Annotated in this window: 24 protein-coding genes; 6 read left to right on the top strand and 18 right to left on the bottom strand. The window is 67.3% G+C overall.

The window, feature by feature from the left end; translation table 11 throughout:
* Window positions 1-123: 123 nt before the first annotated feature.
* Window positions 124-555, top strand: a complete 432-nt coding sequence (locus tag Q0044_RS06160; protein ID WP_298160774.1) for a c-type cytochrome — start codon at window positions 124-126, stop codon at window positions 553-555.
* 3 nt (window positions 556-558) lie between these two features.
* Here Q0044_RS06160 and Q0044_RS06155 read toward each other — a convergent pair whose 3' ends face one another.
* From Q0044_RS06155 to Q0044_RS06140, 4 genes are all read right to left on the bottom strand, one after another.
* Entirely contained in the window at window positions 559-2070 is a 1512-nt protein-coding gene (locus tag Q0044_RS06155) for a D-arabinonate dehydratase (RefSeq protein ID WP_298160772.1), read from the bottom strand.
* A 50-nt stretch (window positions 2071-2120) separates the two neighbouring features.
* Complete coding sequence (locus Q0044_RS06150; protein WP_298160770.1) at window positions 2121-3311, bottom strand: TMEM43 family protein; 1191 nt, start codon at window positions 3309-3311, stop codon at window positions 2121-2123.
* Window positions 3312-3435: 124 nt separating this feature from the next.
* Entirely contained in the window at window positions 3436-4413 is a 978-nt protein-coding gene (locus Q0044_RS06145; protein WP_298160865.1) for an NAD-dependent epimerase/dehydratase family protein, read from the bottom strand.
* A complete protein-coding gene (locus Q0044_RS06140) occupies window positions 4410-5714 on the bottom strand; it encodes a UDP-glucose dehydrogenase family protein (RefSeq protein WP_298160768.1) in 1305 nt (434 codons plus the stop codon). The genes Q0044_RS06145 and Q0044_RS06140 overlap by 4 nt, the downstream gene beginning before the upstream one ends.
* 144 nt (window positions 5715-5858) lie before the next feature.
* On the opposite strand from Q0044_RS06140, the gene Q0044_RS06135 reads away from it, so the two are divergent.
* Window positions 5859-6731 (top strand): WecB/TagA/CpsF family glycosyltransferase, encoded by an 873-nt coding sequence (locus Q0044_RS06135; protein WP_298160766.1) that lies wholly within the window; start codon window positions 5859-5861, stop codon window positions 6729-6731.
* Here Q0044_RS06135 and Q0044_RS06130 read toward each other — a convergent pair.
* From Q0044_RS06130 to Q0044_RS06115, 4 genes are all read right to left on the bottom strand, one after another.
* The gene (locus tag Q0044_RS06130; protein ID WP_298160765.1) at window positions 6728-7534 is read right to left on the bottom strand and encodes a metallophosphoesterase family protein; all 807 of its coding nucleotides are present in this window, start codon (window positions 7532-7534) and stop codon (window positions 6728-6730) included. The two genes, Q0044_RS06135 and Q0044_RS06130, sit on opposite strands and share 4 nt — an antisense overlap.
* A 47-nt stretch (window positions 7535-7581) precedes the next feature.
* Window positions 7582-8742, bottom strand: a complete 1161-nt coding sequence (locus Q0044_RS06125; protein WP_298160763.1) for a glutathionylspermidine synthase family protein — start codon at window positions 8740-8742, stop codon at window positions 7582-7584.
* Between the two features lie 210 nt (window positions 8743-8952).
* Window positions 8953-9699, bottom strand: coding sequence for a PspA/IM30 family protein (locus tag Q0044_RS06120; protein ID WP_298160761.1), 747 nt, complete (start codon window positions 9697-9699; stop codon window positions 8953-8955).
* A 19-nt stretch (window positions 9700-9718) separates the two neighbouring features.
* The gene (locus Q0044_RS06115; protein ID WP_298160759.1) at window positions 9719-10396 is read right to left on the bottom strand and encodes a YjfI family protein; all 678 of its coding nucleotides are present in this window, start codon (window positions 10394-10396) and stop codon (window positions 9719-9721) included.
* A gap of 95 nt (window positions 10397-10491) precedes the next feature.
* On the opposite strand from Q0044_RS06115, the gene Q0044_RS06110 reads away from it, so the two are divergent.
* Genes Q0044_RS06110 through Q0044_RS06100 form a run of 3 tightly spaced genes read left to right on the top strand, consistent with a single transcriptional unit; the run spans window position 10492 to window position 12217 of the window.
* Window positions 10492-11154, top strand: a complete 663-nt coding sequence (locus tag Q0044_RS06110) for a YjfK family protein (protein ID WP_298160757.1) — start codon at window positions 10492-10494, stop codon at window positions 11152-11154.
* Between the two features lie 30 nt (window positions 11155-11184).
* Window positions 11185-11595: a DUF350 domain-containing protein gene (locus Q0044_RS06105; RefSeq protein WP_298160755.1), complete on the top strand. Its 411-nt coding sequence runs from the start codon at window positions 11185-11187 to the stop codon at window positions 11593-11595.
* Between the two features lie 7 nt (window positions 11596-11602).
* Entirely contained in the window at window positions 11603-12217 is a 615-nt protein-coding gene (locus Q0044_RS06100; RefSeq protein WP_298160754.1) for a DUF1190 domain-containing protein, read from the top strand.
* A 148-nt stretch (window positions 12218-12365) separates the two neighbouring features.
* On the opposite strand, the gene gluP is transcribed toward Q0044_RS06100, so the two are convergent.
* A complete protein-coding gene (gluP, locus tag Q0044_RS06095) occupies window positions 12366-13655 on the bottom strand; it encodes a glucose/galactose MFS transporter (RefSeq protein ID WP_298160752.1) in 1290 nt (429 codons plus the stop codon).
* Window positions 13656-13820: 165 nt separating this feature from the next.
* On the opposite strand from gluP, the gene Q0044_RS06090 reads away from it, so the two are divergent.
* Window positions 13821-15458: an alpha-amylase family glycosyl hydrolase gene (locus Q0044_RS06090; RefSeq protein WP_298160751.1), complete on the top strand. Its 1638-nt coding sequence runs from the start codon at window positions 13821-13823 to the stop codon at window positions 15456-15458.
* A gap of 61 nt (window positions 15459-15519) precedes the next feature.
* Here the strand turns inward: Q0044_RS06090 and Q0044_RS06085 are convergent, their stop codons facing one another.
* The 9 genes from Q0044_RS06085 to ilvC all read right to left on the bottom strand — a co-directional run bounded on the left by Q0044_RS06085 (window position 15520) and on the right by ilvC (window position 25474).
* On the bottom strand, window positions 15520-16206 hold the full coding sequence (locus tag Q0044_RS06085; protein WP_298160749.1) for a TorF family putative porin: 687 nt from the start codon (window positions 16204-16206) through the stop codon (window positions 15520-15522).
* 77 nt (window positions 16207-16283) lie between these two features.
* Window positions 16284-17762, bottom strand: a complete 1479-nt coding sequence (locus Q0044_RS06080; RefSeq protein WP_298160746.1) for an ammonium transporter — start codon at window positions 17760-17762, stop codon at window positions 16284-16286.
* 193 nt (window positions 17763-17955) lie between these two features.
* Window positions 17956-19056 (bottom strand): 3-isopropylmalate dehydrogenase, encoded by a 1101-nt coding sequence (gene leuB / locus Q0044_RS06075; protein WP_298160744.1) that lies wholly within the window; start codon window positions 19054-19056, stop codon window positions 17956-17958.
* Window positions 19056-19661 (bottom strand): 3-isopropylmalate dehydratase small subunit, encoded by a 606-nt coding sequence (leuD, locus tag Q0044_RS06070; RefSeq protein ID WP_298160742.1) that lies wholly within the window; start codon window positions 19659-19661, stop codon window positions 19056-19058. The genes leuB and leuD overlap by 1 nt, the downstream gene beginning before the upstream one ends.
* Window positions 19654-21069 carry a 3-isopropylmalate dehydratase large subunit gene (gene leuC, locus Q0044_RS06065; protein ID WP_298160741.1) on the bottom strand — a complete coding sequence of 472 codons (1416 nt, stop codon included), beginning with the start codon at window positions 21067-21069 and terminating at the stop codon, window positions 19654-19656. Before leuC ends, leuD begins: the two co-directional genes overlap by 8 nt.
* A 147-nt stretch (window positions 21070-21216) precedes the next feature.
* Window positions 21217-22443: a 2-isopropylmalate synthase gene (locus tag Q0044_RS06060; protein ID WP_298160740.1), complete on the bottom strand. Its 1227-nt coding sequence runs from the start codon at window positions 22441-22443 to the stop codon at window positions 21217-21219.
* The gene (locus Q0044_RS06055) at window positions 22440-22706 is read right to left on the bottom strand and encodes an ACT domain-containing protein (protein ID WP_298160738.1); all 267 of its coding nucleotides are present in this window, start codon (window positions 22704-22706) and stop codon (window positions 22440-22442) included. The genes Q0044_RS06060 and Q0044_RS06055 overlap by 4 nt, the downstream gene beginning before the upstream one ends.
* Entirely contained in the window at window positions 22706-24430 is a 1725-nt protein-coding gene (gene ilvG / locus Q0044_RS06050; RefSeq protein ID WP_298160736.1) for an acetolactate synthase 2 catalytic subunit, read from the bottom strand. Before ilvG ends, Q0044_RS06055 begins: the two co-directional genes overlap by 1 nt.
* A 33-nt stretch (window positions 24431-24463) precedes the next feature.
* A complete protein-coding gene (gene ilvC, locus Q0044_RS06045; protein WP_298160733.1) occupies window positions 24464-25474 on the bottom strand; it encodes a ketol-acid reductoisomerase in 1011 nt (336 codons plus the stop codon).
* Window positions 25475-25477 lie beyond the last annotated feature (3 nt).

Raw genomic sequence — 25477 nt, 5'->3', positions numbered from 1 at the left:
CACCGGATCAGTTGCGGTCGCCCCGCTTAGACCCGCTTCGTTACGTCTCCAAGACGGGCGTCGCGTCGCGTTGACAGGGCTGTCGACCGCAGCATAGGTCCGCTGCGAAAACCGGGGACCTCCATGACGACGCCGAAAGTCCTGATTCTGCTTGGAGCGAGCCTGCTGGCGGCCTGTTCCGGCGAGCCTCCGAGGCCGGACAAGGCCGAGACGCCGACTGTCCAGGTCGCCGACATCACCGAGCTGACCGGCGATGTCGAGGCCGGCCGCATCGGCTTCGGCCAGTGCCGCAGCTGTCACGCGGTCGAGGCCGGGGTGAACCGGGTCGGGCCGAGCCTGCACGCGATCGTCGGACGGCCGGTCGGCACGGTGGCGGACTATCGCTACAGCACCGCCATGGCGGCAGCGGGCGGGAGCTGGGACGAGCAGCGCCTGTATGACTTCCTCGAGAAGCCGCGGGAGCATATCGTCGGCACCAAGATGACCTTCCCCGGCATCAAGGACGGACAGCGTCGCGCCGACATCATCGCCTATTTGAAGACCGAGGCTGACTGACGCCTACATCGTCGCGCCGAGGCGCCAGGGCTGGATCTCGTCCTCGCCGAAGCCCAGCGCTTCCGAGGCCGTGACCTTGCCGGAGGCGGTGGCGAGGATGGTCTCGAAGATCTCGGCGCCGAGGGCGTCCAGAGACATCCCCTCGTCGAGCACCCGGCCGCAGTCGATGTCGATGTCGTCGGGCATGCGGCGGGCGAGCGCCGAGTTGGTCGCCAGCTTCAGACTGGGAGCCGGCTTGGCCCCGAAGACCGAGCCCCGCCCCGTGGTGAAACAGATCAGGGTGGCCCCGCCTGCGATCTGCCCGGTGGCCGACACGGGATCGTAGCCGGGGGTGTCCATGAAGACGAGGCCGTGGGCGGTGACCGGGTCGGCATATTCATAGACGGCCGACAGCGGCGCGGAACCGGCCTTGGCCACGGCACCGAGCGACTTTTCAAGGATGGTCGTCAGTCCGCCGGCCTTGTTGCCGGCCGAGGGATTGTTGTCGAGCGAGCCGCCGGTGGTCTCGACGTGGCGCTCCCACCAGGCGATGCGGTCCATGAGTTTGGCGGCGACCTCGGGCGAGGCGCGGCCGGTCAGCAGGTGTTCGGCGCCGTAGATCTCGGGCGTCTCCGACAGGATCGCCGTCCCGCCCTGGCCGACGATCAGGTCGACGGCCCGGCCGAGCGCCGGGTTGGCGGTCATGCCGGAATAACCGTCGGAGCCGCCGCATTGCAGGCCGACAACCAGTTTCGACACCGGCTGGGGCGTGCGCTCGAGGGCGCCGGCACGGTCGACCATCTCCATGAGGCGGTCGACGCCGCGCTGGATCGTGGAGGCAGCGCCGCCCTCGTCCTGAATCGCCATGACGCCGAGGTCGGCGGAGCCGGTCAGACCCTCCGCCTCCATCAGGCTGGAAATCTGGTTGGTCTCGCAGCCGAGACCCAGCATCAGGACGCCGGCGACATTGGGGTGACGCGCATAGCCCGACAGGGTCCGCCGCAGCATGTCCATCGCCTCGCCTTCCGACGCCATGCCGCAACCCGAGCCGTGGGTGATGGCGACGACGCCGTCGATATGCGGATGACTGTCCCCGAGCCGGGTCTCGACTTCGCGGGCGATGCGGCGGGCGACCATGGCCGAGCAGTTCACCGAGGTGACCACCGCCAGATAGTTGCGCGTCCCCACCCGGCCGTCGGCGCGGAGGTAGCCGTCGAAGGTGCGGGGCTCTGCGGACGTCGCGGACACGCCCGCGACGACACCGGTGTCAGCGCGGGCCGAGATATCGCCGATGCCGAGGTTGTGGACGTGGACCCAGTCGCCGGGCGCGATGGCGGCGGTCGCCGCGCCGATCACCTGGCCATATTTGCGGACCTGTCCGTCGACGGGGACGGGCTTCAGCGCGATCTTGTGACCGGCGGGAACGTCGGCGCCGACGATGAGCCCCTCCCCCAGGTCTTCCCCGGTGGTCAGGGCGCGGACGGCGACGGCGACATCGTCGTCAGGGTGGAGGCGGAGAATGGACGGGGAGGACATGGCCCTCCCCGCATAGCATGCCCCTGACGAAAGGTCAGGAGGCGGAAACCTCAGGCCGCAGGGGCGGCGGCGGCTTCCTCGGCCAGTTTCTTCTTCGAACGCCCGCGGCCGAAGCGGTAGACGGCGAAGGCGATGGCCCCGCCGATGGCCAGGATGATGATCGTGGTGATCGGGCGGAAGGCCAGCCAGGCCAGGGCGATGGTCACCGTCCCGACGATCAGGCCCAGGACGAAGCCGATCAGACCCGTGCCCATCCGGACGATCGTCCCGGCCAGAGGCAGAACATCGGCCAGCACCCCGAACGGCGCCAGGATCAGACCGAAGCCGACCATCAGCAGGACCATGCCGACGACGCGGATGATCCAGGCGATCATGTTGTTGGCGTCCTGGGCGTCCTGGAACATGTCGCCTGCCGGCACGTCGCCGTCGGCGACCAGCAGGAACTCGGAACCGTTGCGGGCGCGGTAGTCGAGGAAGTTGTCGCCGTTCTGACGGGCGACGACGCTGATTTCCGACGCGGGCGTGACTTCATACGAAACGCGGGTGTCGCCGATGACCGGGGCCTGGGCGTCTTCGCCGAAGAAGATCGTGCCTTGCGACACGGCGTGACTCGAGGCCTCGCCGGCGGCCGCGTCGATGGCGTCAGTCTGCTCCACCAGGTTCAGCGGCTGGGCTCCCCCGATCTGGGCGAGGACGTTCTCTTCCAGCCGGTAGTCGCCCAGGGTGGCGTCGGTCGCATAGATTTCGGCGTTCTCGATCGGCATCTCCGGGTTTTCGTGGCCGGCCGGGGTATTGAACCCGCTGGAATCGATCGCGGTCGAGGACCAGACCTTGGTGTAGGTATAGGTGGTGACGGTCTCCTCGCCGCCGCCCAGCTTGGTGCGGCTCTCGGATTTCGACTCCTCCTGCCACTGGTACATTTCGGCCGTGCGCGAGAGTTTCACGCCCGTCGCGGAGACACCGAACTCATTGTCCTCCAGGGGCGCGGTCACCGCGACTGCGCCGGTGACGTGCACCAGTTTCTGGTCGTTGGCGGGATCGATTGGCGAGGCGGGCGCCTCGACTACGGCGCCAGCGCCCTCGGTCAGGCCGCGCGCGACCTTGACGGCATTGCCCTCGTTCCAGGCCAGCCCCCAGACGCAGGCGAAGATCAGGACGATGCCGACCAGAACGCCGGCGAAGGCCGAGCCGATGCGGCTGAACCAGCCCTGGTTGGTGGTGACTGTGACTTGATCCGGCATATGCGCCCCCCACGAGCATTGCGGTCGAATCCCGACCGTCAGGCGCGCAGATATAGCATCGCTTCACCACGGCGATAGCGAGGGGCGGCTTACGGAAGCTGACGGCCCCCACCCCGCCGCAAACTCAGACCGCTCGCCAGTCCCGCCACCAGGCCACGAACCGGCCAAGGCCCTCGGCCAGGGCGACCCTGGGTGCGTAGCCGGTCAGGGCGTTGAGCTTGGACACGTCGGCATAGGTGGCCGTGACGTCGCCGGCCTGCATCGGCCGCATGATCTTGACCGCCTCGCGCCCGAGCGCCGTCTCGAGCGTGGAGATCATGTCCATCAGGCCGACCGGGCTGGAGTCGCCGATGTTGTAGACCTCGTGCCCGCCCCGGGCCGGGGGATTGTCGAGCACCCCGACCACCCCGTCGACGATGTCGTCCACGAAGGTGAAGTCGCGCGCCATCTTCCCCTCACCGTAGACTTCGATGGGGTCGCCCCGCATGATCTTCTCGGTGAAGCTGAAATAGGCCATGTCCGGCCGGCCCATCGGCCCATAGACGGTGAAGAACCGCAGGCCCGACTGGGGGAAGCCGTAGAGCGAAGCGTAGCTCTGGCTGATCAGTTCGCAGGACCGTTTGGTGGCGGCATAGAGCGAAACGGGCGACACCGTCGGATCGTCCTCGCGGAACCCCTGCCCGGCCAGCGGCCGGTCGCCGTAGACCGAACTGGAGGACGCATAGACCAGATGCTCGACGCCGTTGTGGCGGCAGGCCTCTAGGATCGAGAGATGGCCCTGAAGGTTCGAGCGCTGGTAGGCGAACGGGTTCTCGATCGAGTAGCGAACCCCGGCCTGGGCGGCGAGGTGCACGACCCGCGTCGCGCCCGAAGACCGGACCAGTTCCGCCATGGCCTCGGCATCGGCGATATCGGCCCGGACCATGCGGAACTCCGGCCAGCCGGCCAGGCGCCGGGCCCGAAGCTCCTTCAGCGAAACGTCGTAGTAGGCGTTGAAATCGTCGACGCCGATCACCGTCTCGCCGCGCTGGAGCAGGCGTTCAGCGACATGCATGCCGACGAAGCCGGCAGCCCCGGTGACGATGACGGTCACCGCGCTCAGCCCCGGCCGATGCTGGTGTAGGCGAAGCCGCGCGCCCGCATCTCGGCGGGGCGATAGACGTTCCTCAGATCGACGACCACCGGCGCGCGGGCCAGAAGCTTGACCCGGTCCAGATCCAGGGCGCGGAACTGGTCCCACTCGGTCAGGATGACGACGGCGTCGGCGTCCTCGATCGCGCTGTAGGCGTCATCGCGGTAGTCCACATCGGGCAGAAGCTTCTGCGCCTCGTGCATGCTTTCGGGATCATAGGCCTGCACCTTTACACCCGCGGCGATCAGGGCAGGGACGATGTCGAGGCTCGGCGCATCGCGCATGTCGTCGGTGTTCGGCTTGAAGGCCAGGCCGAGGATGCCGACGGTCTTGCCCGCGCCGGAGCCGCCCAGGGCCGCGATGACCCGGTCGGCCATGGCCTTCTTGCGCGCATCATTGACCTCGACCGTGGTCTCCACCAGCCGGACCGGCGTGCCGTACTGCTGGGCCGTGCGGACCAGGGCGACGGTGTCCTTGGGGAAGCAGGAGCCGCCGTAACCGGGGCCGGCGTTGAGGAATTTCGATCCGATCCGCCCGTCCAGACCGATGCCCTTGGCGACCTGCTGCACGTCGGCGCCGACCTGTTCGCACAGGTCGGCGATCTCGTTGATGAAGGTGATCTTCAAAGCGAGGAAGGCGTTGCCGGCGTATTTGATCAGCTCCGAGGTCCGGCGCGACGTATAGATGACGGGGAAGTCGTTGAGACTGAGCGGGCGATAGACCTCGGCCATCACGGCCCTGGCGCGGTCATCGTCCGTGCCGACCACGACGCGGTCCGGGCGCTTGAAGTCCTCGATCGCGGCGCCTTCGCGCAGGAACTCGGGATTGGAGACGACGGCGAACTCCGCGTCAGGATTGACGCGGCGGATGATGGCCTCGACCTCGTCGCCGGTGCCGACCGGCACGGTCGACTTGTTGACCACGACCGTAAAGCCTTCGACCAGTCCGGCGATCTCCTCGGCGGCGGCGTAGACGTAGGACAGGTCGGCATGGCCGTCGCCGCGCCGCGTCGGGGTGCCGACCGCGATGAAGACGACATCGGCCGACCGGATCGCTTCGGCGCCGTCGAGGGTGAACGACAGGCGGCCGGCCTTGACGTTGTCGGCGACCAGCTGCTCCAGGCCCGGCTCGAAGATCGGGATCTCGCCCGCGTTCAGCCGTTCGATCTTGGACGGGTCCTTGTCGACGCAGACGACCGTGTGGCCGAAGTCGGCGAAACAGGCGCCGGACACCAGACCGACATAGCCGGTGCCAATCATCGTCACGCGCATCAAACTCTCCCCGGCGACAGGTCGCCAGCTCTACCCCAGCGAATGGTGCGGCGCAAAAGGTCACGGCCGCGCCCGTTGCGGTCCATACCCTGTTAAGCCTGTCCTCTTACCCGATCTTGAGCCTCGTCTGCGCAGGATTGCGCCATGACAGACTCCTCGCCCCTTCTTCTGCCCGAAGCCGCAGGACTTGAGCGCCGCCAACAGGTGCGGTCGCCCTTTCGCAAGGCCCGGCGCGAGCGTGAGCGCGTGCGCCTGCTGGGCCAGACCGTCGATCTGGTCCGGCCTGAAGAGGTTCTGCACCACCTCGAGACCTGGGTCGACGCGCGCCGAAAGGTGCTCATCGCCAATCACAATCTGAACAGCCTCGCCCTGCTGCAAAAGGAGCCGCGACTTCAGCGCTTCTACGAACGGGCCGACCTGGTCGAGGTCGATTCCACCCCCCTGATCCATTTCGCCAAATTGCTGGGCCTGCACGGCAAGGCCTTCCACCGTTGCACCTATCTGGACTGGCGCGACCATTTCTGGAGCCTGGCCGACCGCAAGGGCTGGCGCATCATGTATGTGGGCGGCGCGCGACATGTGGTCGAACGGGCGCGTGGGAGACTGGCCGCCGAATATCCGAACGCCGACATTCGCGCCCGTGACGGCTATTTCATCGCCACGCCGGGCTCGCGGGACAATACCGTCGTCGTCAACGAGGTGAAGGCCTTCGATCCCCACATCCTGTTCGTCGGAATGGGCATGCCGCGACAGGAACTCTGGATCCTCGACAATCTGGACGCCCTGCCCAACTGCGCCGTCTTCTCGGTCGGCGCCGCCTTCGACTACGAGGCCGGCGAACAGAAGGCCGCGCCGCGATGGATGGGCCGGATGGGCCTCGAATGGTTGTTCCGTCTGGTCCACGATCCGAAGCGGCTGGCGCGACGCTATCTGATCGAGCCGTGGAGCCTGAGCCATCTGATCATCGCCGATCTCTGGACGGCGTTTCGCGCGAAGCGGGCCGGCCGTTCGGCCTAGATCGACAGGGCCGAGGTGGTGATCGCCACCCGGCCGGCGCGTCCCGTCGCCTGCAGCAGGACCCGCGTCTCGCGTTCGAGACGGACCGCGGACAGCACATTGGTGGCATAGGCGCCGGTATCGACGCCGATCCGGCGCGCGTCGGAATGCACCGCCTCGATCGGGGTGTGGCCGTGGACGACCACCTGCTCGAACAGGCCGGCATGATCGAGGAACGGCTGGCGAATCCACAGCAGGTCTTCGGGCGACTGGACCGTCAGGGCGACGCCGGGACGGGCGCCGGCGTGGGCGAAGAAATAGTCGCCTATGGAGACCGAGTTCTCGAGGCGGGCCAGCAACTCGTGATGCGACTGCGGAAGGGCTTCGGCGAGCGCGCGAGACGCCTCGGCCCAGGCCTGGACGTCGCCCCTCATCGACGGCGGATTGACGCCGTAGGAGACCAGGGTGTCGCGGCCGCCGTAGTCGCACCAGGACGGGCCGACCTGTGGATCGTGCAGGAAGGCCTCCATCCGCTCCTCGTGATTGCCGCGGAGGAGATGGACCTCGAGCCCCGGATCGGCCGCGAGATTGATCAGCTGGTTCAGCACGCCGCGGGAATCCAGTCCGCGATCGACATAGTCGCCCAGGAAGACCACCACCTTGCGCGTGGCCTCGGCGGCATGAAGATCGGCGCGGACGGCCTGGATCAGGCGGTCGGCCAGATCCGAACGACCGTGGATATCGCCCACCGCCCAGATCACGCAGCCGGGCGGCGTGCGCGACGCCGGCCGGGCGGGCCGATTGGGAAACAGGCGGGAGAGCATGGGATTCACATGCCCCGTCGTTCCCCTGCGTTCAAGCGGCCCCGGGCTCAGTCGCGAATGAAGTGGGGTACGAAGCGCGAGACGTTCCGCGTGATCCGGCCCTCGTCCTCGCGCACCGACATGCCGGCCGGCTCTTCGCCCGCGACCCAGGAGCCGATGATGGCGTAGCGACCGTCGAAGACCGGCGGAGCGTGAACGGCCTGAAGGATGGCACGGCCGTCATAGCCGCCGTCGACACCCTGCTCCGTCCCGCCGGGCTCGACGATCGAGATGTTGTCGCCCTCGCGCGAGCAGAGGGGTTTGCGGACGTGGGCCGAAGAGAGGGCCGAGGCCTTGGGATCGTCCTCGAAATAGCTCTCCAGCAGGTTGGGGTGGCCGGCGTGGCGTTCCCACAACAGCGGCAGGATGCCCTTGTTGGACAGGATCGATTTCCAGGCCGGCTCCAGCACCGTGACCCCGGCCGTCGGCAGGGGCTCGGCATAGTCGTCGCGCAGCATCTGTTCCCACGGATAGAGTTTGAACATCGCCTGGATCAGCCAGTTCTCTTCGTCCACAAACCGGCCGTCGGCGTTCAGGCCGATATCGCCGATGGCCACGAATTTCGGATCGAGCCCGGCCTGTCTGGCCAGATCCTCGAGGAAGCGCACCGTCTGGCGATCCTCGACGAAGTCGGGATCGGAGGAGAAATGGACGAAACCGCCGTCGGGGAAGATGGCGCGGAATCGGTCGACCAGCTTCTCGTGCAGGCTGTTGAACTGGTCGGCGTCGGCAGGCAGCGACCCGTCGGCGATCCGGTCCTCCAGCCACAGCCACTGGAACACGGCGCTCTCGTAGATCGAGGTCGGGGTGTCGGCGTTGTATTCGTACAGCCTGGCCGGACCCTGGCCGTCATAGGCGAAGTCAAAGCGCCCGTAGAGCGACGGATCACCCCGTTTCCAGCTGTCGGCGACGTAGTCCCGGAGCTTTTCCGGGATGTCGAGCAGTCCCATCAGCCGTTCGGACTTCACCGCCTCGTCGACCAGGTCGAGGCACATCTGGTGTAGTTCGGCCGTCGGCGCCTCGATCCCCTCCTCCACCTCCTGAAGGGTGAAGGCATAGGCGACGTCGTCGGACCAGTAGGGATCTCCCGAGGTGTGATGCCAGGTGAAGCCGAGGCTATCGGCCTTCGCCTGCCAGTCGGGACGCGTGGGGAGGATAAGGCGTTGCATGTTGCTTCCTGTCTCCTCCCCGTTCGCCGCCTGGCGAATGGGGAGGTGGCACGACGCGCATTCGCGTCGTGACGGAGGGGGCGAGGTAACGGCTGGAGTCAGCGGCGGGTGGCGAATCATCGGAGACACCGTGTCGCCCCCTCCGTCTCATCGCTGACCGCGATGAGCCACCTCCCCATCGGCCTTCGCCGACGGGGAGGAGACTGCTCCCTAGCCCGGCTCTTTATCGGCGGCCGGCGTCGTCTGGCCGATGCGCGGCGTCACCACCGTCACGTCCTGCTGCGTCAGACGGGCCAGCACGTCGTCGGCCGACGAATGACCGGGCAGGATGCCGGCCTCCTTCAGCTTGGCGTCGAGGTCGGCGCCCGTGCGCTTGTCCTCGAACTCCTGGCCGACGCGCAGGCGTTCTTCCTGGACCGCCTGGCGCTGCTTGATGCGTTGCAGGCTGTCGGCGGCCGAGCCGATGCGCGAGTGGGCGCCGGCTGATTGCAGGGCGACCGAGGTCTGGGCGCGCTGCACCGACTCATTGACCTTCACGATGTCGATCTCGCGACGCAGGGTCTCGATCTTCTGGTCGGTCGAGGCGATGGCGGTGCGCAGGCGGGCCTCGGCCGCTTTCATGTTCTCGATCAGCGGGCCGCGCGTGCCGATCTCGGATTCCAGCTCGGCGATGCGGCCGGCGACCTCGCGGGCGAGGTCGGTCTTGCCCTGGCCGAGGGCGGCGCGGGTCGACGACTCGTATTTGGCGATCTGGTCGCGGAACGAGGTCATTTCGTTCTCGGCCATCCGGCGGCGGGCGACGAGGCCGGCGAGGTCGTCGCGGGCCTTGCCCTGGGCGGTGTCGGCGTCGCGGATTTCCTGGTCGAGGATCTTCAGGGCGTTCTGGTCGACGACGCCCTGGGCGGCGTCATGGGCGGTGCCGCGGAACAGGGCGGAGAGTTTGGCGAGCATGGACATGTCTGTAGTCTCCGAAGGGTCAGGCGGCGCCGAAGGTGTCGCGAAGGCTGGTCGCGTCGATGGCGTTCTCGGCCAGGGTGCGCAGTTCGATCAGGATAGTCTGAAGCGTCGTCTTCGACGACAGCTCGCCCATCAGTTCATAGACATCCTGATCACCGACCGTGGTGATGGCGAAGTTCGACAGGGGCACGACCCGCTGGGCCTTGAGCAGGAACTCGTTGAACCGGGCGGTATCGGCCTGTTCCGACACCGGCCACAGCAGGACCGAGACCACGATCTGGGCCCCGCCGACCGACAGGTAGATCGGCAGGTCGCCGTATTCATGCATGGTCGCCAGCAGCACGGGGTCAGCCCCCTCCAGCACGCGCAGGGTCATTTCCCCCTCGCGAACCAGCGACGAGTCTTCCAGCGCCGCCTTGATGGCGGGAACGGTCCAGGCGGTTTCGATGACGGCGTCCATGTGTAGATCGGCTCCGGTTGATGGCATTGAGGTGGGGCGTGGTCGGCGGGGCGCAAGCGCGGGCCCCCGGGTCGAATCGGTGACGATGGCGTGCACGGCGGCGCGGACATCGTCACGGCAGTCCCTGGGGACCCAGAATTCCAGCTTGATCATGCCGGCGTCGCGACGTGCCTTTCGCCAGGCGCGGATGCGATCCGTGCCGGGCGCAGACGTGGGGATGTCGACAGCATCGATCATGTTGCATGTAACGCGTAACATGAACACTTGACGTTCGACAAGCGGGATGCGAATTTCATTCGTTGCCGCGACCGATGCGGCGTAAAGACCAGACCATGTTCAAGCGTCTCTTCGGTGGACAGCCTGCTGCGGAACCCGTCAATCGCCTGGCGGTGGTGCGCAACATCACCCTGGGCCGGACCGTGTCGCTGGACCCTCTGGCCTGGCGCCGGCTGCAGCCGGAAACGGTCTTCGACCTCGACCGCGATGCGCTGGAGATCACGGCCCAGGGCACGATCGCGCTGGACAGTGGCCAGCATGTGCATCGCTTCTATACCGACGACCATGTCATGCTTCAGGCCATGAGCGACGACGCCACGGGCGCCGAGGCCTATGACTTCTCCCTCTTCATCCCCTGGACCAGCGCCTATCCGCCCGGCCCGCGAGAGCGCCGCGTCTGGACCGATCGGCTGAGCGAGCCCGTGTTCGACGGGGCGGCCGAGGAACTGCCCTCCTATCCCCGCTACTGGTTCGCCGAGAGCGATGCGCGCCAGCCGCCGGTGACCCTGTGGGAATCGATCTGGGACAGCCGGACGGCGACCGTCCCCTATGGCCGGATTTTCCAGACCTGCATGCTGTATGCGCGCGAGCTCTCGGGCGGGCGCGAACTGATGCTGGCGCTCGAGATGGAGCCCGAGAAGGCGCCCGGAAAATCCGCCGACATCAGCCACGAGATCATGGTCGGCATCCCCCTGGAAGTCGGCGAGTTCACGGCATGAGCCGCCTGCACGAGAAGGAATAGAGACACGATGGACTGGTTCGCATTCCAGACGGGGGCCACGGCCTTCGTCATCGCCTTCGCCGCGGCGGGGGTCTTCACCGTGGCGTTCAAGCTGATCTACCAGTGGGTCACGCCCTATCATGAGCGGACCCTGATCCGGGACGGCAACCCGGCGGCGGCCATTGCATTGGGGGGCGCCCTGATCGGCTATGTCCTGCCTCTGGCCTCGGCCCTGTCGCACACCGTCAGCCTGATGGAGTTCGCGGCCTGGGCGAGCCTGGCCGGCGTGATCCAGATCGGCGTCTTCGTGGTCATCAGCCGCCTCGCGTTCAGGAACCTGGCGACCCGCATCGAGGCCGGCGAGATCGCCGCAGCCATCTATCTGGCGTCCATTTCCATCTGCGTCGGCTTGCTGAACGCCGCCTGCATGACGACCTGAGGGCAAGATGAGCGACACCCCCTCCCCCGCCGAGACGAAAACCATGCGCCGCCTGAAGCGGTCGCGCACGCTGCAGGTCACCAGTCTGATGGCCACGGCGTCCTTCTCGCTGGCCGCCTGCGGCGCGCCCCAGGTCGCAGTCCCTGAGCCCGAGCTGGCCCTGGCCTATACCTCGCTGGACGAGTGCAAGGCGGCCAATGACATCACCGACGCGGAATGCGACGCCGCCGAGGCCAATGCGCGGACGCAGGCGGAGACGACCGCGCCGCGCTATGCGACCCAGTCCGAATGCGAAGGCGAATGGGGCCCCGACCAGTGTCGGCCCAACGGTTCAGGCGGCTCCTTCTTCACGCCCCTGCTGACCGGGTTCGTGATCGGCCAGCTCCTGAACGGCGGAGGCTATCGCGGCGGCGGACCGCTGTACCGCGACCGCAACGGCGCCTACCAGAACGGCTACGGCGGCGGATACTTGACCCGTGACTACCGCACGGGTCGTCAGATCGCCAACGGCCGCGACTACGGGACCGACGTTGCGCGTCAGGCCCCGAGCCGGGTGCAGAGCCGCACGACCGTCGTCTCGCGCGGCGGCTTCGGCGGAGGCGGGCGCGGCTACGGGGGCTAGAGCATGATCGCTTGAGACAGAACCGCTACGCGGTTCTGGCGAAGGCGTGAATCATGCTCTCGCTCATATCTGGAGCCTGATTCACCGCATCGGCGGAATCGCGTAGCGATTCCGCCTCAACGGATCAGGCTCCAGGGCCCCCGCGTCCTCAGTGCCCCCCGGAAACCGGGCCGGCGATGCCGTGGGTCTTGGCGCGTGCCGACAGGACAGCGAACCCGACCAGGATCAGGTAGCCGACCAGCGGCACGTAGAAGACGGGGTTGAGCGTCGGCGCGTGGTCCCCGATCAGCCCGCCGATCAGGGGCAGCACCGCCCCGCCGATGATCCCGAACACCAGCAGGCCGGACGTGGCCGGCACCGGCGCGCTCGAACGCTCCAGAGTCAGGGTGAAGATGGTCGGGAACATGATCGAGTTGAAGAAGCCGATCGCGATCGCCGCATAGGCCGCCGTGGTTCCCGACGTCTGGGTGACGACGAGGCAGAGGATCGCCGCGATCGCCGTGTTCACCGTCAGGATGACGCTGGCCTTGATCTTCGTCAGCAGAAGAAGGCCGCCGACCAGACGTCCGACCATGGCGCCCCCCCAATAGTAGCTGACCATGCCGCCGGCCGCCGCCAGCGGGATGTTGAGAATCTCGGGGCTGTGCAGGAAGTTGGTCAAAAGGTCGCCGATGGTCACCTCGGAGCCGACGTAGAAAAAGATCGCCAGGGCGCCGAACACGGCCCAGCGGGACTTCAGCGCGACCAGCGGCGAGACGCGGTCGGCGGCGGTCGGAACCGGCGCGGCGTTGTTGATGGTCTTGCGCGCCGTAAAGATGAAGATGGCCACGACCGCGAAGAAGGCGCCGACTGCGAGGAAGGCAAAGTCGATGCTGCGCAGGGATTCGGCTCGCGTCGCCGGGTCGGTGATCACGGCGTCTGCGGCGAACACGCCGCCGGTCAGCAGGATCGGCGCGGCCAGCAGCGGCCCCAGCGTGGTGCCCAGGGAGTTGAAGAACTGCGAGAAGTTCAGCCGAGCGTGCGAGCTTTTCTGCGCCCCGAGAGCGGCGACCAGCGGGTTGGCGCCCACCTGCAGCAGGGTCACGCCCGAGGCGATGACGAACAGGGCGATCAGCACGCCCGGATACCAGTCAACGATAGTGGCGATCGGTACGATCAGGCATCCGGCAACCATCGTCACGAGAGCGAATATGATCGCGCGGCTGTATCCCAGCCGGCTCAGGATGGCCGCGGCCGGGATCGAGGCGATGCCATAGGCGATGAACCACGCGAAGGTGGTCAGGGTCGCCTCGGCATAGCTCAGTTCGAACACCCGCCGCACCGCCGCGATCAGCGGGCCGATCAGGGAGGTCACGAAGCCCCAGGCGAAGAACAGGGTCGTCACATAGGCGAAGGCCAGACTGGTGCCTTTGGCCGGCGGGGTGGTCGTTTCGGTCATTCTGGTCTCGTTTCCTGTCGGGCGTTGCTCGCCCGTAACCGCTTGAACCCCATGCCTCACGCGGATCGGCCCCGCCGTCCAGCCCGATATTCGCATCCGTAACGAAAAGTGGCTTCAATCCGGCAGGCGGTGGACGTCTGGCCGCCGGGATGATCTGGTCAGGCCATGACCCTTCCCGGTGCCGCTTCCGATCCCCTGGTCCAGACCTCGTCCGGTCGTGAGTGGTGGCGCGGGGCGGCGATCTATCAGGTCTATCCGCGCAGCTTCGCCGATACGAACGGTGACGGGATCGGCGACCTGCCGGGGATCACCGCGCATCTGGATCACATCGCCTCACTGGGAGTGGATGCGATCTGGCTGTCGCCCTTCTTCACCTCGCCGATGCGGGATTTCGGCTACGACGTCGCGGACTATGTTGGCGTCGATCCGATCTTCGGCACGATCGAGGACTTCGATCGGCTGATCGAGCGGGCGCACGCACTCGGTCTGAAGATCATCATCGACCAGGTCTATGCCCACACGTCCGATGAACACGCCTGGTTCCGGGAGAGCCGGAAGGACCGGACCAATCCGAAGGCCGACTGGTATGTCTGGGCCGAGGCGAAGCCGGAGGGATCGCCGCCGTCGAACTGGCAGTCGGTCTTCGGCGGCCCCGCCTGGACCTGGGACGCGCGCCGAGGCCAGTACTACATGCACAACTTCCTGGGTTCGCAGCCCCAGCTGAACACCCGGAACCCGGAGGTTCAGGACGCCCTGCTGGACGCGGCGCGCTTCTGGCTGGACCGGGGCGTGGACGGATTCCGCTGCGACGCGCTGAACTTCTCGATGCACGACCCGGCCCTGACCGACAATCCGCCGGTCGCCACGCCCGGCAAGCGGACCCGGCCGTTCGACTTCCAGCAGCACATCCACAACCAGTCCCAGCCGGAGATCCTCGACTTCCTGACCCGGATGCGGGCCCTGACCGACAGCTATGACGGGGACCGGTTCATGGTGGCCGAGGTCGTGGGCGACCGCTCCGACGAGGAGATGAAGGCCTATACCGAAGGTTCGACCCGGCTGCAGTCGGCCTATGGCTTCCTCTATCTCTACGCTGACCGGCTGACGCCCGATCTGGTCCGGCAGGGGCCGGCGCAGTGGCCGGGCGGGCCCGGCGAAGGCTGGCCCTCGTGGGCCTTCTCCAACCACGACGCCCCGCGCGCCGTGTCGCGCTGGGCCGAGGGCCGCGACCCAAGGGCCTTCGTCGGGATGGCGCTGCTGCTGTTGATCTGCCTGCGCGGCAATGTCTTCGTCTATCAGGGCGAGGAACTGGGCCTGCCCCAGGCGGAGGTGCCGTTCGAGCGGCTGGTCGATCCGGAGGCCATCGCCAACTGGCCCGAGACTCTCGGCCGCGACGGGGCCCGTACGCCGATGCCGTGGAGGGCGGACGCCCCCTTCGCAGGCTTCTCGTCGGTCGAGCCCTGGCTGCCGGTCGATCCCCGCCACACCATGCTGGCGGTCGCCGTCCAGGAGGTCGATCCGGCCTCGACCCTGCATCTGGCGCGCCGGCTGATCGGTCTGCGCCGCACTCACCCAGCCCTGCGCACGGGGTCCATGACGATGCTCGAGAGCCCGGGCGACCTGCTGCTGTTCGAGCGTGAGGATCAGGGAGAGACTCTGCTCTGCGCCTTCAACCTGGGCCATGAAGCGGTCGCCTGGACGCCGCCTGCGGGCTGGACTGTGGTCGAGGCCGTCAATCAGGCGGATGCTCGCTCCGGGCAGCTGGCGTCGATGGCAGGTCTGATCCTCGCACCGCAAGCCTGACAGAACAACGCCGCCCCGGATCGCTCCGGGGCGGCGCCTGTCGCAGGTCTTCCGGGGAGGACTAGAAGGCCAGCTTCACGGCGACGGCCACGCGACCGTCATACAGCGGGGCATTGTCGACGTCCGTATCGTGATAGCGCAGGTCCACCGCAAGGTTGTCGGTGAGGGCGTAGGCGGCGCCCACGTTCCAGGTGACATAGTCGCCGGTCACGTCCAGCCACTGCTTGCCCACGGCGCCTGACACCGTGACCTTGTCGATCGGGCTGAAGGCGGCATTGGCCTCCAGATAGGTCGCGGTCTCGTCGGCGCCGAAGAAGTCGGGCGAGTAGAAGAAGGCGACGCCGGCGGTCACCGGACCCAGGGCGCGCGAGGCGGCGGCCTTGTATTCCACGTAGTCGTAGTCCGCGCCCCCCGGCGCATCGACGTAGAAATAGCCGACCACGCCGAAGTCGAGGGCGAAGCCGCCGGCTTCCGTGCGATAGCCGCCGTAGACGTCCACTTCCGCATCGGTCGCATCGCCGAATTCGACATTGGAAGCCCATCCGCCGACATAGAAGCTGCCGATGGTCGCGTCGACGCCGCCCGACAGGGCGGAGTCTTCATTCGACTGGCTGGCGCCGCGGAAGACGTAATCATTGGTCACCGCCGCGTTGAAGGCGAGATTCACGTCCTGGGCGGACGCGGCGCCGGCGGTGGCCAGGGTGGCGAAGGCGGCGGCGAGGGCCGCACAGGTTGCTTGCAGTCTCATCTCGGTATCCCCGTGTTTTCTGTTTGGAGTGTCAGGTAGTCGCCGGGCGCGAGGGAGGCACGCGCCCGGCAGTTTCGTCAATGTTCCAGGGCTTCGCCGTGGAGGGTGGTGTCGAGGCCTTCAGCTTCCTGGGCGTCGGTGACGCGCAGGCCCGTGGTGAACTTGCAGATCACCAGGATGATGAAGGTCACCACGGCGCTCCAGGCGATCGTCCAGGCCAGACCCAGGGCCTGGGTCGGGATATTGGCTCCGTCCGACAGGCCGTTGATGGCGGTGGTCGCGAACACGCCCGTCAAAAGGGCGCCCAGCACGCCGCCCGCGCCGTGGATGCCGAAGGCGTCCAGCGAGTCGTCGTAGCGGAGCAGCTTCTTGAGCCAGACGGAGGAGGCGTAGCAGACCGGACCGGCGATCAGGCCGATGATGACCGCGCCCTTGGGATCCACGAAACCTGCGGCCGGAGTGATCGCGACCAGGCCGGCGACGAGGCCGGACAGAATACCGATCAGCGAAGGCTTACGCTTCTCGATCACCTCGACGATCTTCCAGGTCAGGGCGGCGGCGAAGGCGGCGACGATCGTGTTCAGCAGGGCCACGGCTGCGATGCCGTCCGCTGCCCAGGCCGAACCGGCGTTGAAGCCGATCCAGCCGACCAGCAGCAGCGAGGCGCCGATCATGGTGAGGACGGGGTTGTGGGCGTTCATGGCATCGACGCCGTAGCCCTTACGCGGCCCAAGGAACAATGCACAAACCAGTCCGGCCACGCCGGAGTTGACGTGAACCACTGCGCCGCCGGCGAAGTCCAGCACGCCGGCCGAACCCAGGAAGCCGCCGCCCCAGACCCAGTGAGCCACGGGCGCGTAGACGAAGATCGACCAGAGCACCGTAAACAGCAGCAGGCCCGAATATTTCAGACGCTCGGCGAAAGCGCCGGTGACCAGGGCGGGCGTGATGATGGCGAAGGTCAGCTGATAGGCGATCCACAGATACTCGGGCAGGCCCGGCGCCAGGCTGTGGGCCGTGGTCATGGTGACGCCGTTCAGGAAGGCAGCCTGGGTCGAGCCGATCACCGACTGCACGGCGTCGCCGTCGAAACCAAGCATAGGCTGGCCGACGCCGAACGCGAGGCTGTAGCCGATGGCGAACCAGCACAAGGTGGAGACGGCGGCGACGCCGACCGACTGGGTGATGGTGGCGATGACGTTCTTTTTGCGCACCATGCCGCCGTAGAACAGCGCCAGGCCCGGCATGGTCATCAACAGCACCAGGGCCGTGGAGGTCAGGATCCAGGAGGTGGACGCCTCGTTGATTTCGAGCGGCGCCTGATGCGCCAGAAGCGGCGCGGCGGGAGCGGCCTCCTCGACCGCTTCGACTACCTCGGCAGCGGCGGTTTCGACTGCGGCGGCGGCAGCCGCGACGGGCGCCGCCGGAGCGGCGGCCTCGGTGGTCGGCGCCGGTGCGCCGGCTTCCTGGGCGAAGGCTCCGCCCGCGTAGAAGAGTCCGATGGTCAGAAGACAGAGGGCAAGAACGCCCGGTAGCCGATTAAAGAACTGCGACATGGATGCATCCCCCTGTGTGATCTCGCAGTTGCGAAGTGTTTACCGCAACTGCAGGAGACGCAAGGGGCTAGGCCGTATCCGGCGCAATTTTCGTGTGCGTGTCGTGCGCTACACAACCCATCGCGGCAAAAACTAACCTTAGCTATAGTTGCAGCGCACAATCCTTTCCTGTGACGCACCGATGACGAAAAGGTTAACCCCAGTGCATCTGGACGCGGTGCGCGGCGGCCCAGTGGATGGCGCGGATGGCGTCGATGATCGCTTCGGCCGCTGACCGTGTCCCCAGTTCACCACCCAGGTCGGCGGTGGTCGCGCCGGCGGCGAGGACCGCGGCGACGGCGGCCTCGATCGAAGCCGCCTCGTCCTCGAGATTCAGGCTGTGACGCAGCATCATGGCCGCCGACAGGATGGTGCCGACGGGATTGGCCAGATCCTGTCCAGCGATGTCCGGGGCCGAGCCGTGGATCGGCTCGAACAGGCCCGGTCCCGATTCGCCCAGCGACGCCGACGGCAAAAGGCCGATCGATCCGCCCAGAACCGAAATCTCATCCGAAAGAATGTCGCCGAACATGTTCTCGGTCAGGATGACATCGTACTCCCGCGGCTTGCGGATCAGGTGCATGGCCATGGAGTCGACCAGGGCATGCTCCAGCTGAATCTGCGGGAACTCCTCGGCGTGGATGCGGGTCACGACCTCGCGCCACAGCCGGCTGGTCTCCATGACATTCGCCTTGTCGACCGAAGTCACCTTGCCGCGCCGCTGGATGGCGGTCTTGAACGCGGCGCGCGCGACGCGCTCGATCTCCGCGACCGTATAGACGCACAGGTCCGACGCCATGGTGTCGGTTCGGGTCTTCTCGCCAAAATAGACCCCGCCGGTCAGCTCGCGGAAGACGATCAGATCAACGCCTTCGACGATCTCCTTCTTGAGCGGCGAACGGTGCGCCAGCACGGGCGAGACCTGCAGCGGACGCAGGTTGGCGAACAGGCCCATGGCCTTGCGGATGCCCAGCAGACCTTCCTCGGGACGCCGCGTTCCGCCGTCCCACTTCGGCCCGCCGACCGCGCCCAGCAGTACGCCATCAGCGGCCAGACAGGCCGCGGTCGTCTCCGGCGGCAGGGGATCACCGGTCGCGTCGATGGCGGCACCGCCGATCAGATGCTCGGCGAACTCAAACCTGTGCCCATAGAAGTCCGCGATGACGCGCAACACATCCTTCGCCGCCGAGATGACCTCCGGCCCCACGCCGTCGCCGGGCAGCAGGACGATGTTATAGGTCTGGGTGTTCGGCATCACGCGGGCTCCGGGGCCAAGGCTTGTTCAGACTGGGTTCGTTCGTACTGTTCGATGTCGGGCAGGTGTTTCTGGAGCCAGCCCAGGGTGTCGACGCCGTCCAGCAGACACTGGCGCGCGAACGGCTCGACGGTAAAGGCGACCGGCGCGTGGTTGCCACGTCGGACTTCGCCGGCCTCCAGATCGACGGTCACGACCTGCTCCGGATTGGCGACCAGATCCTCCCAGGTCGCCTGATCGACGACCACGGGCAGGAAGCCGTTCTTCAGGGCGTTGGAGGTGAAGATGTCGGCGATCGAGGTCGAGATCACGGCCCGGAAGCCGTAGTCATAAAGCGCCCAGGGCGCATGCTCGCGCGAGGATCCGCAACCGAAATTGTCGCCGGCCACCAGGATACGGTGCTCGGCCGGGTCGATCCGGTTCAGCACCGCTTCCGGTCGCGCCGAGCCGTCGGCCTCATAGCGCCAGTCGTAGAAGGCCTTCTGACCCAGACCGGTCGTTTCGGTCGTCGTCAGGAACCGCGCCGGGATGATCTGGTCGGTGTCGATATTGGCCTGGGTCAGAACCAGCGTCCGCGATGTCAGGACCTTCAGGGGCTCAGGCATGCGCAGCCTCGTTCAGATACACGCGCGGATCGGTGAGAACCCCGGCGATGGCCGAGGCCGCCGCCGTGGCCGGGCTGGCCAGGATGGTGCGGGCGCCCTTGCCCTGACGGCCCTCGAAATTTCGGTTCGAGGTCGAGACGGCCAGTTGCCCCGGCGCGACGAAATCCCCGTTCATGGCGATGCACATCGAGCAGCCCGGGATGCGCCACTCCGCTCCGGCCTCGGTGAAGACGTGGTGCAGACCTTCGGCTTCCGCGTCGCGGCGCACGGCCTCGGACCCCGGCACGACCAGCATGCGGACCCCGGCCTTGACCTTGCGCCCGCGCAACACGTCCGCCGCAGCCCGCAGGTCGGGCAGACGGCCGTTGGTGCAGGAGCCGATGAAGACCACGTCGACTGTCTGGGTCGTCGTCGTCTCCCCCGCTTCGAAGCCCATATAGGCCAGGGCCTTGCGGTCGCTGTCCGACTTCGGCTCCGGCACGCGCGCGCCGATCGGAGACCCCGCATCCGGCGTCGTCCCCCAGGTCGCCATCGGGCGGATGGCGGCGCCGTCGATCACGACCTCGGCGTCGAAGACCGCGCCCGGATCGGTCGCGAGGCCCAGCCATTCGGCCGCCTTCGCCTCATAGGCCGGGCCTTGCGGCACATGTTTGCGGCCGCGCAGCCAGTCGATGGTCGTCTGATCCGGCGCGATCATCCCGGCGCGCGCGCCGGCCTCGATCGACATGTTGCAGAGGGTCATCCGACCTTCCATGTCGAGCGACCGCACTGCCTCGCCGGCGTATTCGATGACGAAGCCGGTGCCGCCGCCGAAGCCCAGTTCGGCGATCACGGCCAGGGCCACGTCCTTGCCCGACACGCCCTGCGTCAGGGCGCCGTCAACGGTCACCCGCATGGCTTTCGACTTGCGCTGCAGCAGGCACTGGGTCGCCAGGACGTGACCGACTTCCGAGGTGCCGATGCCGAAGGCCAGGGCCCCGAAGGCCCCGTGGGTCGCCGTGTGGCTGTCGCCGCAGACCACGGTCATGCCCGGCTGGGTCAGGCCCAGCTCCGGCCCCATGACATGGACCACGCCGCGATCCGGCGAGCCCCAACCGGCCAGATCGATGCCGTGCCGCTCGCAGTTGGCCTCCAGCCGATGAACCTGGGCCTCGGCCTCGGCGGTGACATAGGGCTTCAGTCCATTCAGCCCGGCCGGCAGGGTCGGCGTCGAATGGTCCAGGGTCGCGAAGGTCCGGTCCGGGCGACGGACCTTGAGCCCCCTCGCCTCGATCTCGGTGAAGGCCTGGGGACTGGTGACCTCGTGGACCAGGTGCAGGTCGATATAGAGGACGCCCGGCGTCTCGGCCGTCTCCGGCGTGACGACGTGGGCGTCCCAGACCTTGTCGAACAGGGTGCGGGGGCTCATCCCATACTCCCGCTCATCCCCGCGAAAGCGGGGACCCAGTCCTGTGGGCGATCAGCGGCGCCGTTCCTGCCTTGAAAGTCATCCCGAACACCGTGCCTCATAAAAGCACTGGGTCCCTGCTTTCGCGGGGATGAGCGGAAACCAAAATCAGGCTGCGACATGCGCCGCCTCTTTCCGCGCTGTCGCGGTGCAGATGGCGATCAGCTCGGCGTCGTCGATCTCGCCGATCTCGTCGGCGCGTGTCTTGAAGGCGGCGAAGGCGTCGGTCAGGTGATCGCCGACCAGCGGATAGCCGAGGACCTCGGCCCGCTTCTGCACCGCCGTCCGGCCCGAATGCTTGCCCAGGACGAAGAAGCTGCCCGAGAAGCCGACGTCCTCTGGACGCATGATCTCATAGGTGCGGGCGTCGGCGTACATGCCGTGCTGGTGAATGCCGGCCTCGTGGGCGAAGGCATTGATGCCGACGATGGCCTTGTTGCGCACGATCGGCGAGTGGGTGACCTCGCTCAGCATGCGGCTGGTCTCCAGCAGCTTCGTCGTGTCGATGCCGGTCGTGACGCCGTAGCGTTCGGCCCGGACCCTCAGGGCCATGACGACCTCTTCCAGCGCCGCATTGCCGGCGCGTTCGCCGATGCCGTTGATGGTCGATTCGACCTGGCGCACGCCCGCCTCGACCGCCGACAGGCTGTTGGCCACGGCCAGGCCCAGGTCGTTGTGGCAGTGGGTGGAGAAGATCACGTTCGGGAAGTTCGGGCGGATCCTGGCGATCAGGAACCGGTACAGGCTGGCGATCTCGTCCGGCGTCGCATAACCGACCGTGTCCGGCACATTCAGGGTCGACGCGCCGGCGCCGGCCGCAGCCTCCAGCACCTCGGCCAGAAACTGCGGCTCGGTGCGAATGGCGTCCTCGGCCGAGAACTCGACATCGTGGAAATGGGTGCGGGCGTATTCGACCGACCGCACGGCCTGGGCCAGAACCTGATCCGGGGTCATCTTCAGCTTGGCGGAGCGGTGGATCGGGCTGGTGCCGATGAAGACGTGGCAACGGCGGCGCTTCGTCCCCCGCAGGGCGCGGTACGAGGCGTCGATGTCGCTCTCGTTCGACCGCGACAGGGAGCAGAACACGGGCCCGGAGTCGTCCTCGGCCAGCTCGCCGACGACCGCCCGGATGCAGTCCTCGTCGCCCGGCGAGGCAGCCGCGAAGCCTGCCTCCATGACGTCGACGCCCAGGGCCTTCAGCGTGCGGCCCATGCGGACCTTGTCGTCGGGCGACATGGAGAAGCCCGGCGCCTGTTCGCCGTCACGCATGGTGGTGTCGAAGACGATGACCCGGTTCGGGTCGGTGCTTACTCGATCGATGATGGAGCCGGTCATGCTGCGGCGACGCTCTGATAGCCATAGGTCGACCCGGCGAACCCGACCCGGGTGGCGCCGACCAGCTTGTCGATCTGGCGGCCCAGGTTCTCGGTGCAGCGTCCCTCGTCGCGGCCGCGAACCTGCAGCTGGACGCGGCGCATGGCACCCTCGTCCGACAGGCTCATGCCGTCGATATGGAAGCCCCGACGCTCGACGAGGCCGATGAGGCGCTGGAGCGAGCCGTCGGCCCGGTCGATCTGGATATGGATGGTGTCGCTCATCACATGTCTCCTTCAAAGCGCGTGTCGTGCATCATTTCGGCGTTGTTCTTGCCCGGCGGGACCAGAGGCCAGACGTTCTCTTTGGGGTCGATCAGGACGTGCATCAGGCACGGGCCGGGAGCGGCCAGCAGACGGGCGATGCCGTCCGTGACCTGATCCCGGCGGTCGATCATGAAGGCCTCGATGCCGAAGGCCTGGGCCACGGCGACGAAGTCGGGATTGTCCGACAGATCGACCTCGGAATAGTTCTCGGCGAAGAACAGCTCCTGCCACTGGCGCACCAGCCCCAGCGAGGAGTTGTCCAGCAGCACGATCTTCAGGGCGACGCCGTAGCGGCGCAGGGTCGCCAGCTCCTGGATGTTCATCATGAAGCTGCCGTCGCCCGAGATGGTGACGACATGGGCCTCGGGTTTGGCCAGCTTGGCGCCCAGACCGGCGGGCAGGCCGTAGCCCATCGCACCCAGACCGCCCGAGGTCAGGTGGCTTTCGGGACGGGCGAACTCGCAGTGCTGCGCGACCCACATCTGATGCTGACCGACGTCGCAGGCGGCGATGAAGGTGTCGCCGGCAGTCTTCGACAGCTCGTTCAGCAGGGCGGGCGCATAGACCCCCTCGCCCGGCGCGTCATAGCGGAAGGCGTTCCGTTTGGCGTTCGAGGTCGAGCGGATGATCCACGGATCGATGGCCAGCGTCACGTGCTGCATCCGGCCGGTCAGGGCCTCGATGCCGGCTTTCAGGTCGCCGACGACGGGGACGTGAGCGTTCCGCAGCTTGTTGATCTCGGCCGGATCGATGTCGAAATGCACGACCTTCGCATGCGGTGCGAACTCGTTCAGCTTGCCGGTCGCGCGGTCATCGAACCGGGCGCCGAAGACGATCAGCAGATCGCTTTCCTGCACCGCCTCGTTGGCGGCGCGGGTGCCGTGCATGCCCAGCATGCCCAGGAAGCCCGGCGCGTCCGTGCGGACCGAACCCAGGGCGTTCAGGGTCGAAACCGAGGGGATGCCCGTCCGTTCGGCGAAGTCGCGCAGGGCCTCGACGGCGCCGGCGATCTTCACCCCGCCGCCGATGTAGATCAGCGGGCGTCCGGCCGCACGGATCAGGGTCTCCGCCTCGGCGATGGCGGCGTGATCCAGCGGCGTGGCGTCATTGGGATAGTGGAAACCGAAGTCGTCGGACGTCGTGCCGACCTGGACGTCCTTGGGCAGGTCGACCAGGACCGGACCGGGCCGGCCCGAGCGCGCGACGTGGAAGGCCTCTTCCATGACGGCCGGGATGTCGGCCGGGTCGCGAACGACCCAAGAGTGCTTCACCAGCGGCAGGGTGACGCCCAGGATGTCGATCTCCTGGAAGGCGTCGGTCCCCATCAGATGGGTGGCGACGTTGCCGGTGATGCAGACCATCGGCACCGAGTCCATCATCGCATTGGCGATGCCGGTGATCAGGTTGGTCGCGCCCGGACCCGAGGTCGCCATACAGACGCCGACCTTCCCGGTCGCCCGGGCATAGGCGTCGGCCGCGAAGGCCGCGCCCTGCTCGTGGCGGACCAGGATGTGCTTCACGCCCGCGCCGGTCAGGGCGTCATAGACCGGCATGATCGCGCCGCCCGGATAGCCGAACACCACCTCGACGCCCAGCCTGTCCAGGGTGGAGACGAGCAGCTGCGCACCGCTCCGGGGAGCGGCTGCGGCTTTGGCGCTGATGGCGGTGGCGACGGCTGACATTGCGGTTCTGACGCTGACTTTTCTGCGGTTCGACTATGCGGCTTCGGCGGTCTTGGGGGCGTGCAGCCAGGCCATCCGCTCGCGCAGACCCTTGCCGACCGACTCGATCAGATGCTCGCTGTCGGCCTTGACCAGGGCGTCGTAGGCGCCCTTGCCGGCCTCGTTCTCCGCGATCCATTCACGGGCGAAGGTGCCGTCCTGGATCTCGGTCAGGATCTCCTTCATGCGCGCGCGGGTCTCGGCGTTGATCACGCGCGGGCCGGAGACGACCGAGCCCCATTTGGCCGTTTCGGAGATGAACTCGTTCATCTTCGTGATGCCGCCCTCGTAGAACAGGTCCACGATCAGCTTCAGCTCGTGCATGCATTCGAAATAGGCGATCTCGGGCTGGTAGCCGGCTTCGACCAGGGTGGTGAAACCGCCCATGACCAGCTCCTTGGCGCCGCCGCACAGGACGGCCTGTTCGCCGAACAGGTCGGTCTCGGTCTCTTCCTTGAAGCTGGTTTCCAGCAGACCGCCGGTCGCCCCGCCGATGCCCTTGGCGTAGCCCATGGCCCGGTCGCGGGCCTTGCCGGTCGCGTCCTGCTCGACGGCGAACAGGGCGGGGACGCCGCGTCCGCGCGCATACTCGCGGCGGACCAGGTCGCCCGGCCCCTTGGGCGCCACCAGGATGACGTCCATGTCCTTACGCGGCGTGACGCGGCCGTACAGGATCGAGAAGCCGTGGGCGAACAGGATGGCCGCGCCCTTCTTGGCGTTGGGCTCGATGATGTCCTTGTAGATCTGGGCCTGGGCCATGTCGGGGGTCAGGATGGCGATGATATCCGCCCCCTTCACCGCTTCGCCGGGCTCCGCGGTCGGAACGCCGTCGGCCTGGGCGTTCTTCCAGCCCTTGCCGCCGTGGCGGACACCGACAACCACGTCGTGGCCCGAATCCTTCAGGTTCTGCGCATGGGCGCGACCCTGCGAGCCATAGCCGATGACGGCGATGCGCTGGCCGGCGATGACGCCGGGACGGATGTCGTCGTTGGTGTAGATTTGCATGGC

Source organism: Brevundimonas sp. (assembly GCF_027484365.1).
Lineage (GTDB): Bacteria > Pseudomonadota > Alphaproteobacteria > Caulobacterales > Caulobacteraceae > Brevundimonas.
The sequence above is the reverse complement of the archived record's forward strand: the minus strand, read 5'-3'. Positions and strand labels throughout refer to the sequence as shown.